Source organism: Cyclobacteriaceae bacterium, assembly GCA_025808415.1.
In the GTDB taxonomy this organism is placed as follows: Bacteria; Bacteroidota; Bacteroidia; order Cytophagales; family Cyclobacteriaceae; genus UBA2336.
On record CP075525.1, the window covers coordinates 1,857,927 to 1,871,318 of the forward strand.

At 44.3% G+C, this 13,392-nt stretch carries 14 protein-coding genes; 13 read left to right on the forward strand and 1 reads right to left on the reverse strand.

The features are described 5' to 3' along the window. Positions 1–43 precede the first annotated feature (43 nt). The 9 genes from KIT51_08705 to KIT51_08745 all read left to right on the forward strand — a co-directional run bounded on the left by KIT51_08705 (position 44) and on the right by KIT51_08745 (position 7,117). Complete coding sequence (locus tag KIT51_08705) at positions 44–415, forward strand: PUR family DNA/RNA-binding protein (protein UYN88308.1); 372 nt, start codon at positions 44–46, stop codon at positions 413–415. Between the two features lie 118 nt (positions 416–533). Beyond that, positions 534–1,631, forward strand: coding sequence for a redox-regulated ATPase YchF (gene ychF / locus KIT51_08710; protein ID UYN88309.1), 1,098 nt, complete (start codon positions 534–536; stop codon positions 1,629–1,631). Between the two features lie 122 nt (positions 1,632–1,753). After that, positions 1,754–2,554, forward strand: coding sequence for a CRISPR-associated endoribonuclease Cas6 (cas6, locus tag KIT51_08715; protein ID UYN88310.1), 801 nt, complete (start codon positions 1,754–1,756; stop codon positions 2,552–2,554). Between the two features lie 239 nt (positions 2,555–2,793). Further along, a complete protein-coding gene (locus KIT51_08720) occupies positions 2,794–2,991 on the forward strand; it encodes a hypothetical protein (protein UYN88311.1) in 198 nt (65 codons plus the stop codon). 26 nt (positions 2,992–3,017) lie between these two features. Next, positions 3,018–4,541 carry a hypothetical protein gene (locus KIT51_08725; GenBank protein ID UYN88312.1) on the forward strand — a complete coding sequence of 508 codons (1,524 nt, stop codon included), beginning with the start codon at positions 3,018–3,020 and terminating at the stop codon, positions 4,539–4,541. A 40-nt stretch (positions 4,542–4,581) separates the two neighbouring features. After that, positions 4,582–5,088, forward strand: a complete 507-nt coding sequence (locus KIT51_08730) for a hypothetical protein (protein UYN88313.1) — start codon at positions 4,582–4,584, stop codon at positions 5,086–5,088. Then, positions 5,036–6,058, forward strand: coding sequence for a hypothetical protein (locus tag KIT51_08735; GenBank protein ID UYN88314.1), 1,023 nt, complete (start codon positions 5,036–5,038; stop codon positions 6,056–6,058). The genes KIT51_08730 and KIT51_08735 overlap by 53 nt, the downstream gene beginning before the upstream one ends. Beyond that, positions 6,045–6,443: a hypothetical protein gene (locus tag KIT51_08740; protein UYN88315.1), complete on the forward strand. Its 399-nt coding sequence runs from the start codon at positions 6,045–6,047 to the stop codon at positions 6,441–6,443. Before KIT51_08735 ends, KIT51_08740 begins: the two co-directional genes overlap by 14 nt. A 53-nt stretch (positions 6,444–6,496) precedes the next feature. Next, complete coding sequence (locus KIT51_08745; protein UYN88316.1) at positions 6,497–7,117, forward strand: hypothetical protein; 621 nt, start codon at positions 6,497–6,499, stop codon at positions 7,115–7,117. Positions 7,118–8,249: 1,132 nt separating this feature from the next. Here the strand turns inward: KIT51_08745 and KIT51_08750 are convergent. Continuing rightward, positions 8,250–9,533, reverse strand: a complete 1,284-nt coding sequence (locus KIT51_08750; protein ID UYN88317.1) for a DUF5103 domain-containing protein — start codon at positions 9,531–9,533, stop codon at positions 8,250–8,252. Positions 9,534–9,624: 91 nt separating this feature from the next. Between KIT51_08750 and KIT51_08755 the strand changes: the two genes are divergently transcribed. The 4 genes from KIT51_08755 to KIT51_08770 all read left to right on the forward strand — a co-directional run bounded on the left by KIT51_08755 (position 9,625) and on the right by KIT51_08770 (position 13,377). Then, positions 9,625–10,182, forward strand: coding sequence for a sigma-70 family RNA polymerase sigma factor (locus tag KIT51_08755; protein ID UYN88537.1), 558 nt, complete (start codon positions 9,625–9,627; stop codon positions 10,180–10,182). Then, complete coding sequence (locus KIT51_08760; protein ID UYN88318.1) at positions 10,163–11,572, forward strand: hypothetical protein; 1,410 nt, start codon at positions 10,163–10,165, stop codon at positions 11,570–11,572. Before KIT51_08755 ends, KIT51_08760 begins: the two co-directional genes overlap by 20 nt. 51 nt (positions 11,573–11,623) lie before the next feature. Continuing rightward, the gene (locus KIT51_08765) at positions 11,624–11,812 is read left to right on the forward strand and encodes a hypothetical protein (protein ID UYN88319.1); all 189 of its coding nucleotides are present in this window, start codon (positions 11,624–11,626) and stop codon (positions 11,810–11,812) included. A gap of 131 nt (positions 11,813–11,943) precedes the next feature. Next, positions 11,944–13,377 (forward strand): NADP-dependent isocitrate dehydrogenase, encoded by a 1,434-nt coding sequence (locus KIT51_08770; GenBank protein ID UYN88320.1) that lies wholly within the window; start codon positions 11,944–11,946, stop codon positions 13,375–13,377. Positions 13,378–13,392 lie beyond the last annotated feature (15 nt).

Consider the following 13,392-nt stretch of genomic DNA (forward strand, 5'->3'; position numbering starts at 1 on the left):
ACACAATAAAATTACCCTAACCTAACCTAAAACTTGCAGGATTGTGGAAGAGAACAAGACGAACGGCAGGGATGAGATATACTCGGCCAAAGTGAAAGCTGGTAAGCGTACTTATTTTTTTGATGTAAAGTCGACACGCTCAAACGACTTCTACCTGACGATTACCGAAAGTAAGAAACGATTTAAAGAAGACGGTTTTACCTACGAAAAACACAAGATTTTCCTGTACAAGGAAGATTTCAATAAGTTTATGGAAGCCTTGACCAATACCGTAAACCACGTAAAACAGGAGCTTATGCCCGAAGTTGATTTCGACCAGTTCGACCAACATCACCCTGCTGACGAGCACCATGAAGAAGCGGCAACCGCCCCGGTTGCCAAATCCTCAGCCGATAGCGATCTTAAATGGGACTAACTACCCTTAACCTATAGAGTAAAGCCTTCCTTAGCGAGGGCTTTTTTATTGTGTTCTGTTTCCGTTCCTGCTCAACCGAGTATATTTGCGGCCTGTTTTTAACTAATCTTTTCAACCCATGGGATTGCAATGTGGTATAGTGGGCTTGCCCAACGTAGGAAAATCAACACTCTTTAATGCCCTGTCCAACAACAAAGCCGAAGCGGCAAATTTCCCCTTTTGTACTATTGAGCCTAACGTGGGCGTGATCTCCGTTCCTGATCCCAGGTTACGGATATTGGAGGGGTTAGTGAACCCGCAAAAGGTAGTTCCTACTACCATTGAGTTTGTGGATATTGCCGGCTTGGTAAAAGGAGCCAGTAAGGGCGAGGGGCTTGGGAACCAGTTTCTGGCCAACATACGTGAAGTAGATGCCATTGTGCATGTGGTGCGTTGCTTTGATAATGACAACATTGTTCATGTTGATGGAAAGGTAAATCCAATAGCCGATAAAGAGATCATTGACACCGAGTTACAGTTAAAGGATTTAGAATCAGTTGAGAAGAAAATCTCCCGTTCGGAGAAGATTGCGAAGAGCGGTGATGCCAAGGCCAAAAAGGAATTGGCCGTTCTGCAAGCATACCGCGATGCCTTACTGGCCGGTCAGAACGCACGGGCAGTGCAGGTGCCTGAAGAGGATAAGAAAGCCATTGAGGATTTACAGTTATTAACCGCTAAGCCGGTTGTTTATGTTGCCAATGTAGATGAAGCTTCGGTGCTTACAGGCAACAAGCATGTGGAGGCCCTGAGGAATCTGGTGAAAAGTGAAAATGCAGAAGTGGTGGTTATCAGCGCAGCCATTGAGGCTCAAATAGCGGAGTTAGAAACGGAAGAAGACCGCATTACATTTTTGAAGGAATACGGTTTGGAAGAATCCGGATTGAACAAATTGATCAGGGCCTCGTACAGCCTGCTGAACCTGATAACCTATTTTACAGCCGGGGAGAAGGAAGTACGCGCCTGGACTATAAAAAGGGGGTGGAAAGCACCTGCGGCTGCCGGGGTAATCCATACCGATTTTGAAAAAGGCTTCATCAAAGCTGAGGTAATTAAGCTTCCTGATTATCAGCACTATAAGTCTGAGCACGCCTGCCGCGAAGCCGGTAAGATGGCCATAGAGGGCAAAGAGTACGTGGTGGAGGATGGCGATATCATGCATTTTCGGTTCAATGTCTAATTATTCCTTACATACCCTTTTTGAATTTTTGATTTTTTCGTAGTTTTATAAACCGCTCATTATCAGGTTACAGCGGGGCTTTAGGTTTAGGTATTTTTTAACCCTTTTTTATTTTTTAAAGCTTGAGAACCAGGATCATTTTTTCATTGAAGAACAGGGGAGCCTATGTTCCGTTTCACCATCAGTACTTGCTGGCGCAATTCATAAAAGGGTTGTTAATGTTTGGGCCTGATAAATCATACCAGGCGTACACCCAGTTTAATTTCTCCGGGTTAAAAGGGCAGACTAAGATCAGCCGCAAAGGTTTACATTACTATTCGTCTAAAGTTACCCTGGTTTTTGCGTGTGCCGATCGGGAATTTCTGAGCTATTTTACAGCCCAGCTTTTTGAGCAAAAGGATATTATGATTGGCAGCCTTCACCTGGTGCCTGATTCCATAGAAGAGGAACCCCCGGTTGAGATTCAGACAGAGGCTAAATTTTTATGCATTTCACCCATTGTTCCGGTGCCTGCTGCATTCAATAATGAGCAGGGTAAAAAGTTTATCATGCCTGAGAGCGATGAATTCTCTGACTTACTCTATGACTCCACCATTAGCCGGATGGAAGCCACAGGTAAGTATACGCCTGAACAACTAACCTCATTTTATAAATTTCAATTGGTGCCCGATCCCGGTTATTTACAGCGCCTGCAGGCAGCCGGAAAAAAATTTGCACGTATTTATCCCCTCTACGATAGCGATGTAAAATTCGAAGTAAGGGGCTACACCTTCCCTTTTACGTTGTATGCTGCACCGGAAGTACAGCGTTTTGTCTATGAAAACGGATTGGGGTATTTCTGCCACAAAGGCTTTGGTATGCTGGATGTAGCCGGCAATGACTCTATCAAGCGTGAGCAGCAGCGTGATGCGATTTATGCTTAGCAGTTATTGCTGAAAATAGTTTTTTCGTAGCGTCAATACAGACCGTGAACAGGCCTGCTTCTGTGTCGCATGAATGGATAATCATTATTCTTATGGCGTAGTCAGCAAGGTTATGTTGCCTACTTCCAATTGTGTTGATTTTAGCACAATTGCATCCTCTTTCGATCCTTGTAATCATTATTTATGATACTATTTGTTACAGATATTATGTATATTTAAATACTCTTTGTTACAAATCGATGAATTTTAACAGAAAAGCCTATCAAAGCCTGTTGGAATGGAAGAAACGCAGTTCACGTAAGCCTCTATTATTGCGAGGAGCCCGGCAAGTAGGTATGCAGGCCAACGCTTCATCGATAATCCCAAAACCATCTACTTCTTCCCCGGTGAAACCCTTAGCCTCACCACCACCATCGATCGCGCCACTTCACCGCTGAGTAGATATCGCTGGTACAAAGCCGGTGTGGCTTTAGCTCCAAGCTTTACTGAAACGGGCCATACCTACACCAAATCAAACTTCCAGGCAGCCGATGCGAGCCTCGCACACTACTACGAAATCCAAAACCCGAATGCACCTGGCCTCACCCTGCGCAGCCAAAACATTAATGTTCAACTCGCTCCGGTCGACACCAGCTACCACCGCCTCGTACTCTGCCTCGAATACGACTCGCTCAACGTAACACTCAGAAACTGGAAATTCAGCGTGGACTGGAGCGAAGTGGTGCAACAATGCCTGGCCAATGCCGCCAAAGAAGACTCTATATTAATAGACTTCGCCATCTCCCGTGTTATCGACTCCGTGGCTACACAATTCTACACGCGCCAAAGCACCAACTGCATGGTCAATGCCACCGAAGCGCTGAGCTATACCTACAACACCGGTGAACACCACTACACACTTTATTATTACGACCAGGCCGGAAACCTCGTGCAAACTGTGCCGCCCAAAGGCGTAGTGCCGCTTGATCAAACCGGAATTAACCAGGTGTTGAGCGGTCAAGCCGTTTACCCGAACCATCAATTGATTACACACTACCGGTTCAACTCGCTCAACCAAAGCACGTGGCAAAACACACCCGATGCCGCCACATCACAATTCTGGTATAATCAAAGGGGTCAGCTCCGCCTGTCGCAAAATGCGCAACAACTTATTGACGGTAAATATTCCTACACCCGCTACGACAACCAGGGCCGCATTGTGGAAGTAGGCGAACTGTACAGCGCGGCACCGCCTCAATCATTTACAGCCTTGCTGGAAGACCAGGCATTCCCAAATGCCGCTACCTATACACTGAAAGATGTAACCAAAACGTTCTACGACTTTCCGCACCCCAATCTGCCGCAATTCCCGCAGCAATTTTTGCGCAACCGCGTGGCGTGGGTGGAAGTGCACGAGAAAGACGCACCTTCGGTTGTAGCTACCTACTACAGTTACGATATTCACGATAACGTGAAATCTCTGCTGCAGCAAATACCGGGCATGGGCCAAAAACGCACCGACTACGTGTACGACCTGGTGAGCGGAAAAGTAAACTACGTACTCTACCAGTATGGCGAACCCGACCAGTTTATACACAAGTACAGCTACGATGCCGACAACCGCATTACACGCGTTGAAACTTCGGTGGATGGATACCTGTGGGACAGGGAGGCCGAATACTATTATTACCTGCACGGCCCGCTGGCGCGGGTATGGCTCGGGCCCCATACCGGTGTGCAGGGCCTCGACTACTATTACACCCTGCAAGGCTGGATAAAAGGGGTGAACATGCCCTACGCCAGTGACTTGGGCAATGACGGTTACGGCACCAGCAAAACCGGGCGCGATGTGTTTGCCTATACGCTGGGCTATTACGATGGCGACTTCAAGCCTCGCAACCCCAACGAGGTGCTGGCCGATACACGCGATCAGGTGTGGACAAGACATAATTCGTTATTGGTGAACTCCGGCTATTGCCAACTTCCGCGCGTATATTATTGGCGATGACGAAGGCCAGTTTAATTATGATGCCATTGGTAATTTGGTGTTGGACCAGGAAAAAGGCTTGCGCATTGCGTGGACTCCTTACGGCAAAGTACGCAGCGTAACCAAAGGCGATGGCAGCAAGCTGGAGTTCCGGTACGATGGGGCGGGTAACCGCATAGAGAAAAAGATGCTGAACAGCAACAACACCGGAAAAGTAACGCGCTATGTGCGCGATGCCAGTGGTAACATTATGGGAATATATGCGGCAACCATAACGGCAGGTGTTGAAGATGCATTGGAAATGGCCGAACAACCCATTTACGGCAGCTCGCGCCTGGGCCAGTACCGGGGCGGGCGTGCACACGCCATGCAAACTCTTGGCCTTAAACACTACGAACTCACCAACCACCTGGGCAACGTACTCAGCGTAGTTACCGACAACATCAACATCTCGCCCGACTGCGCCTTTGCCAAAATTGTAGCCGCTACCGACTACTACGCCTTTGGCAGCGAAAATGCCCGGCCGCACCTATTCCTCCCCAGCTGGAGCCTACCGCTATGGATTTAACGGCAAAGAGAAAGACACCGAAAACACCTGGGGCGATACCAGCTACGACTACGGCTTTAGAATTTATAACCCGCGGTATGGTAGGTTTTTGAGTGTGGATCCGCTCACACAATCTTACCCGTGGTATACACCATACCAGTTTGCGGGGAATAAACCAATATGGGCAATTGATCTCGATGGATTGGAGGAAAAAATTGTAATTAAAGATAGGCTTGGGAAAATTAGAACGGTGACAAACAAAGATGATATTTTCTTAACGTACCTAATTCATAGTTCACCTTCTCCTAACCAATATTTTGAATCTGGATGGAGTGAATATGTTAGGGAAGATAATAAGTTTGTGCAATCCTCGAATCCGCCCAGTTATGGACTTTTAACGATTGAAGAAAGAAGGGATGGATCAACTATATTAAACTACGACCCGTCATGGAGGAAACCCAAAACGAGATTCGAAAGAGGATTATCTGATGTAAAGAAAGGCGGTTATCATGGTTTTCTTCTGCTAAAGGACTTCGCTCTAAGCGATGACGAAGAATCGAGGATTGCTAGAAAGTATGTTTTTGGTATTGTAGGTGCAGCGACTGGTATAGGAGGTATTGCTGAAGGTGGAGTTGCTCTATTACTTGGAGTCACGGATATCGGATTGGCAGCAAATGACATTTTTAGCGCAACAGTAGATGTTACTGATGGTCTTAATTTGGATGTTGACTTAATAAAGAGTCAACTGACAAGGCAGTTAGGGCCAAAAGCAGGGGAATATTTTGAGAATGGGAAAATTGTGATTGGCGTGGCAAATTTGGCAGGATCAACAATTTCTTTAGGGAAATCTGTAGGATCATCATTAACTTTTAAAGATGAAGCTACAGCGACAGAGTTTTTAAGGCTTTTTGGCTCATCTCTATACCTGTCTGACGATGTGGCCGAAAAGTATAATGTGCGCAACAAATCCTCTGGAAGTGACAAAGAATAATGATAAAATTCAGATAACCTATCCGCTATGGATGTTACTAGGTAGAAATATTCCGCCAATGCTAGCTTTTGTTGGAGTTAGATACTTTGATGTGTATGGACTAATATTACTTGATGTATTGTTTTTAGTGACTTGGATAATTATTTTCTATTTGATAGGACAATATCGTTACACTAGAGTTTTGATCGATGATAAGAAGATTGAGATTCAATTCATTATGAGCTTGTATTTAAAAAATAAAATTATTTTGTATAAAGAGATTCTGTCCCCGCAGAGTCTCCTCCAAGGGACTCTGCGGAAACGGGAGGGACTCTGCGGAACAGGAGTAGGATTAATAAAAATTATAACACCTGGTTCTCCTATTAAGTATCGTGTGAGCAAGTAAGCACGAGGCTGCAGATTATGCGGTAGCAGCTCATATATTATCTTTACTGAGAGATGAGTGTACGTAAAGCCATAACTGAAAAGAGTGGTATTTTCTTTATCACGATAACGTGCCGAGGCTGGCATCACTTATTTTCAATTACCGATGGCTATTCTGTGGTCTATCAATGGTTTGATTACCTGAAAGGGAAGGGGCATTTTATTTTAGGCTTTGTCATTATGCCTAATCATTTTCATGCCTTGATTGGATTTCGAAATACTGGAAAATCGATAAATTCCATCGTTGGTAACGGGAAGCGCTTTATGGCCTATGAACTTGTTAGGCGTTTGGAGGAAAGAAAGGAGGCTAATCTGCTATTGGAACTCGCCTTGCATGTTAACACTACTGAAAGAAAAAGAGGAAAGCTCCACGATGTATTTGAACCCTCATTCGACTGGAAGGAATGTTACACAGATGACTTCATTGAGCAAAAGTTGAGGTATATACACGAAAATCCATGCCGTGGAAAGTGGAACCTGGTCAGGCAACCATGGGATTACCCTCATAGTTCGGCTAAATTTTATACTTTCGGTGAACAAGGAATTTATGAGGTACTGAATTATGCGGAGTTGAAAGATAAGGATCTGACTGCGCCTTCCGCAGAGTCCCCTTCGGGAGACTCTGCGGGGACTTAAAGCCGTATAAAGATCCTACGAAAGTTGAGCGTGATGCAACTACATTTGTAATTCCAACTAAATACTTAAAGAAATAAACATCATGTGGATAATTTTCGCTCTAATCATTCTATTGCTTTTTCATGTTAAGAGCTATTATGCATTTAGATTTATTGTAATGGATGACCTTAGTGAATTCAATTCTGATTTTGTGGATTTTACTTTCGGAACCAAACATAGCTCTTATAAGCCTCAGTCGAGAAGTGCATGGTTTATTTTGAAAAAATCAAAATTTCTACATGCGGAACGCGCAAAAAATATTTCAAATATTCTATTAGCCTTATTTTATGTGCTCATTTTATGTTTAATATTCTTGTAGTAGTTATCAGATTAAACCTATTGATTGGAAATTCTATTGAGCCATGAATAAATGAGATCATGACAAAGCGCTATAAAAGGGAAATCACAGCAGGTATAGCAGGATTGCTAATTATTCTATTCTCAATCTTGTCAATCTCCATTGATATGCCATTTATTGGTAGAGTATTCTCATTTATAATAATTTTTCCAATGGCAATGGCTTATGAAGAATCTGATGCTACACGTGTATTAATAATTACGCCCCATCAGAGTCACTCGCAGAGGACTCTGATGTTAAGAACACAAGTGAAAATGTTTAAATGAATAGAAACAAATTACTTCTCCGCAGAGTCTCCCGTAGGGGACTCTGCGGCAGCAAGTCTATTATTATCTTCTGTCCCCGCAGAGTCTCCTGCAAGGGACTCTGCGGAATAGGAGGAATTATAACACCAGTGTCACCCTCAGGAGACTCTTGATATTAAGTAAGACGAATAAAAATATTTAAATAAAAAACGTGAGCAGCAGTGTGATGCTATTTCGCCTAACGCGGATTTTCAAAAAACATCATATAGCCAATAAGCAGGTCAGCTACAGGCTTGAACGAACGGTAGTAAACAAATACTTCATAAAAATTCTGTCCCCGCAGAGTCTCCCGAAGGGGACTCTGCGGGATAGGAGGAATAAGAATTAAAATTATAACACCAGAGTCACCCTCAGGAGACTCTGATGTTAAGTAAGACGTATAAAAATATTTAAATAAAAAACGTGAACAGCAGTGTGATGCCATCTACGCCTAACGAGGATTTTCAAAAAAGGTCATATAACCAATTAGCAGGTCGGCCGCAGGTTGGAACGAACGGTAGTAAACAAATACTTCATAAAAATTTTCTGTTTGGAAATGACTTCCTTCAAAGAACAGCGGTGGTTGTGTCTTTGATCTCAACACATACTGGTAGTCGTACCACCCTTGTTTGAGTAATAGCGTTGTTGAGTATTCTTTTTTCAGGCTGTCATAACGCATAAGGTTTTCGTTCGTAAAGCCCCATTGCGTGAGGGCACCTGTTACATACACATCACCATCAACTGGCTGAGGCGAGACCAGGGTAAATGCCACATTTATATAGTTGGATGCACTTACCCTTCGGTAGTCGTAATTGTCGAGCAGGAAGTTTCCGTTGTAGTCGGGGTATTGTGAATACGCTTCGGTTGAGCGGTTTTTATCTTTGTCGATATAGGCTATCCACGGCACACGGTTCTTATCCATGTAGGCCACATTTCTTCCGGGGTAGTTCAGCGATCGTAAATCAAAAAAACGAAACTCGTTGCCTCCCCTGAACAAACTCTTGTCATCGAAAAAACGGTACTCAAGTTCCTGGATGTTTTCGCGCAAAAAGCTGGGTTTAATTTCCTGCACCAGGTTGTCCCACCGTTGGTTTTGGCGCACGGTTACGTTAACGGTTTCAATGGGGTTGATCAATTCAATGTTTTTGTAATTGAGCGTGAAATTAAGTTGCTGGCTACGGATGGCGGCACTGCCTGAGCTGATCAGGTTGCCATCGCGCAAAAAGCTTATGCGTGGATCGAACACCATAAACCTTTTGCTTAGGACAATATCATTTTTGTCCGATCCACGGTAAACCACAACCACATAATTCCCCGGAAGTTTTACAGCAGGCATAGGGGCCCAATAGTGCACATAGGGGAGCCAGGTGTCAAGCGAAAATTCAAAGTTGTTGATCGGGAATTCGTTGTAATCGGTAAGAAAGTCCAGGTCCATTAGTACAGACTTTGTCCAGTTTTGATTGCAGTGTACAATCCTGAAGTAGTAATTATCGCGTTCGGTGTGCAGGTCATCGAACTCCAAAATCAGGTTCCATTGGCCAATGCGCGTAACGGCAGGAAATTGCTGGCTCATAGGGTCTGCCTCGGCCCTGAAAAGGCGAACAGTCTTTATATTTTTCTCATACACCTGGTCGTCCAGGTTCAATCTTTTTTGCCCGCTTTGACTAGTTGAACCCCCATAAGGAACCGGGGCACAAGCACTGAACACGAATAGGATCCAAACTACTTTTTTCATCGTTCTAAAACTAAAATTTTAATCTTTACGGCTCCAACTTATTTCTGTATAGGGGTGTCTAAACATGCAAAACGGCCGTTATATCGGGTACATGCTCAATGAACAGGAGCTTATTGAAGGGTGCCGGAAGGGTAGCAGGGCCTCACAGCAGGCTTTGTACGATCGTTATTGCAAAAAATTGATGGTGGTGTGTCTTCGGTATTCCAAGTCAAGTGCTGAGGCCGAAGACATTTTACAAGAGGGCTTTGTTAAGGTTTTTCAAGGGTTAGACGGTTTTAGGCAAGACGCTAAACTTGAAACGTGGATGACGAGGATTATGGTGAACACGGCCCTCAACCACCATCGCAAAAAGCTTTACCTCTTTCCGATGGTAGATATTGAAAAGACAGATCTCCCGGAAGACGAAATGGGTGTATCAAATTTACATTTCACCGAACTGCTCACCATGATCCAATCGCTTCCGCAAGGATGCCAGGTTGTGTTTAACCTTTTTGCCATAGAAGGTTATAGCCATAAAGAAATTGCAGACATGCTCGGTATTTCAGAGGGAACCTCAAAGTCGCAGTATGCGCGCGCCCGTGGTTTATTACAAGAAAAGCTGAAGAAGGAATCATCACAGTATAGAGTATATGGAGAAGGGAAATTTTGAGAAGGCGTGGAAAGAAGCTTTTGATGGGGCTGAAGTGGCACCATCCGATGCGGTGTGGGCAAACGTTGAACTTGGCCTGGAAAAATCTGCCGGTGGAAGAATGAGGCAGCGATTATTGTTTTATAAAGTATTGGCTGCGGCTTCACTTGTTTTTGCCATGGGCATTGGCGGGGCATATTATCTGGCTATTCAACATAACCCGCCTGCATCAGGCAGAAGGGCCATTAATCAAAGTAGCGTGAATGAACCTGGGGGCAAGGGTGCTCAAACAACCATTGTACAGGCTGACAACAGCACGGAGTTGAATGAAGCAACTGATAAGAATACAGTGAATTCAAAGGAAGATACTTCCTTAAAAATGGATGTACAAGCTGAGATCAGGAATGCCGCCTTAACAAATAACAAGTACCCAACTTTGGACGATAAGTACGGTAGCAGTAAATCAACCCATGTTTTAGCCGTGGATACCAAACCTACAGTTGATGGCAGTTCGAATGGTTTGTTTGAAAACGGATTTTACACCCGTATAGCAGACCGTTTTACCGAAAGGCCGTTGCCCTTGTTGGTGAAGAACCTTGAACCTAAGTTGGTTGTCAACAAACCCTATTCTGAACCTGACCTTGGGATGCAGTTATTGGCACAATTAAATGCTGAAGAAAAGAAGTATGCAGCCACTGATAAGCGCAGGAACACAGAAAACATCTGGACCTCCCTCGGGGTAGGTGCAGGAAGTTTTAACCCCAACACAAACTCATCGGTTTCTGTAAATAACAGTCTTTCATCAGGCTCCAACCAAAGCCCCTCCGCGAATGCGGGCCCATCCGCAGGCTCAAGTTATTCCCTCGGCCTGCAGGTTGGGGGTCGCATCGCTGACCGCTTTGTGCTGCAGGGCGGACTGAGTTACCTTTCCCAAAATGCATCCTACGTTTCCACCGTGGTATCCGGTGCCAATTACAGGGAAGCATCGCTGAATGATTTCTCCAATAACCAATCGCTTTCTTACGCCAGCACCCCTTATGGGGTTAATAGTAACCTGCAGTTTATAAGCTTACCGGTGCAGGCAGGTTATCTCGTTATCGACAGGGATTTTTCTATTCAACTTAACGGAGGCGTATCTACGGATTTTTTTATTTTGAACACGCTTACACCGGATGCTCCCGGTATCAATAAAACCACCCAGGGAGCGGGAGCGGACTCACCCTATCGAAACGTAAATTTCAGTGGGTTGGCCGGTACCGAATTTAGTTATAAATTTTCGGATCACTACCGAATCGCCATCAATCCAGGCATGCGTTACGCGTTAAACTCGATCTACAAAAGCGATGCAAATGCTGAAGTAGCACCGATTACGTTCGATGTGTCCTTGCGTTTCAGGTATATTTTCCGATAGCCTTACAACCCGGTGAAACAGATTGTGGTCTAACGAAAAAAGCCTGCTCCCATGAACACCATTACCGTTAAAAACTCCCGCCTGTTGGCGTTGCTTATTTTAACAGCACTTTTAGGATTAAGTATTTTACTGGAAGGTTGTAACAATAAATGCACGGAATCGGTAGCCTATACGTATTATGAACCGGTTTATGCACCCTTTGCCACTATTGGATGCGGTGTAACTAACACGCTGACCTAAACCGCATTGTTGTACAAATGGGTTTCGGGTTGTGGTGATATATAAGTATTTATTATGGTATATATAGTAATTATAAATAACAACTAATAAATGGGTTTGCCGATTTTTGCGGCCGTAAAACCCATTTATCTATGACACGAATAACAGTTGCGAAAGGCGATGGTGTCGGCCCGGAAATTATGGATGCCACACTCGCCATCATTAAGGCTGCCGGTGCAAATATTGAGATTGATGAAATTGAAGTTGGTGAAAAAGTATACCTGTCGGGTAATACTTCCGGCATAGCAAAAGAATCGTGGGATATTATACGCAGGAATAAAATATTCCTGAAAGCTCCTATTACTACTCCTCAAGGCGGTGGATACAAAAGCCTTAATGTAACTACCCGGAAATTTCTGGGCTTGTATGCCAATATCCGCCCTTGCATTAGCCTGCATCCTTTCGTTAAGACCAAGCATCCTATAATGGATGTTGTTATCGTGCGCGAGAATGAAGAAGATTTGTACGCAGGTATTGAGCACCAGCAAACCGATGAAGTGGTACAATGTTTAAAACTGATCAGTCGTCCTGGTTGTGAGAAAATTGTACATTACGCCTTTGAATATGCAAAACAATATGGCCGTAAAAAAGTAACCTGCTTTACAAAGGACAATATCATGAAGCAAACCGATGGGTTGTTTCACCAGGTGTTTGATGAAATCGCCAAAGAATACCCGGAAATTGAAAATGAACATTGGATCATCGATATAGGGGCTGCAAAAATGGCCGATACGCCAGAGGCTTTTGATGTGATCGTAATGCCTAACCTTTATGGGGATGTTCTTTCCGATGTAGCCGCGCAAATTGCGGGTTCAGTGGGCTTGGCTGGTTCAGCAAATATTGGTGAGCAATGCGCCATGTTCGAAGCGATCCACGGTTCTGCGCCACGGAGGGCGGGTCAGAATATGGCTAATCCGTCAGGGCTCCTGCAAGGTGCTATTATGATGTTAAATCACATCGGCCAAACCGATGTTGCGGAGAAAGTACAAAACGCCTGGTTAAAAACTATTGAAGACGGCATTCATACCTACGATATCTACAAGGAAGAGACTAGCAAGAAAAAAGTAGGCACCAACGAGTTTGCCGATGCCGTAATCGCTAACCTCGGCAAAAAGCCATCGCAATTGAAGGCGGTTACCTATGCAAAAAATGCAACACTGAACCTTAAGAAATATAGCCGTAAAGCTCCGGCTAAGAAGGAACTTGTTGGTGTTGATTTATTCGTTCACTGGAGCGGTACTTCGGCTGATGAGTTGGCAAAAATCATCCAACCCGTTCAATTAGCAGATGTAACGTTATCCATGATTACCAACCGCGGCATAAAGGTTTGGCCCGAAGGTTTTGAGGAAACCTTTTGTACCGACCATTGGCGTTGCCGGTTCAAACCCAAAGATGGTTTACTGAAGAAAAATGATATTATCCAATTGTTGCAGCGCGCAACGGATGCTAATATCGATATTGTCAAAACAGAAAATCTTTATCACTTCGATGGTAAAGCAGCTTATTCATTAGGGCAAGGCCAATAATCTTAACTCTTTTGA

What these genes read in the sequence shown, in the direction of transcription:
- ychF (UYN88309.1), top strand. Translation starts at nt 534, where the DNA reads ATGGGATTGCAATGTGGTATAGTGGGCTTGCCCAACGTAGGAAAATCA.
- KIT51_08720 (UYN88311.1), top strand. Translation starts at nt 2,794, where the DNA reads ATGAATTTTAACAGAAAAGCCTATCAAAGCCTGTTGGAATGGAAGAAA.
- KIT51_08735 (UYN88314.1), top strand. Translation starts at nt 5,036, where the DNA reads ATGCCCGGCCGCACCTATTCCTCCCCAGCTGGAGCCTACCGCTATGGA.
- KIT51_08745 (UYN88316.1), top strand. Translation starts at nt 6,497, where the DNA reads ATGAGTGTACGTAAAGCCATAACTGAAAAGAGTGGTATTTTCTTTATC.
- KIT51_08750 (UYN88317.1), bottom strand. Translation starts at nt 9,533, where the DNA reads ATGAAAAAAGTAGTTTGGATCCTATTCGTGTTCAGTGCTTGTGCCCCG.
- KIT51_08755 (UYN88537.1), top strand. Translation starts at nt 9,625, where the DNA reads ATGCTCAATGAACAGGAGCTTATTGAAGGGTGCCGGAAGGGTAGCAGG.
- KIT51_08760 (UYN88318.1), top strand. Translation starts at nt 10,163, where the DNA reads ATGGAGAAGGGAAATTTTGAGAAGGCGTGGAAAGAAGCTTTTGATGGG.
- KIT51_08765 (UYN88319.1), top strand. Translation starts at nt 11,624, where the DNA reads ATGAACACCATTACCGTTAAAAACTCCCGCCTGTTGGCGTTGCTTATT.
- KIT51_08770 (UYN88320.1), top strand. Translation starts at nt 11,944, where the DNA reads ATGACACGAATAACAGTTGCGAAAGGCGATGGTGTCGGCCCGGAAATT.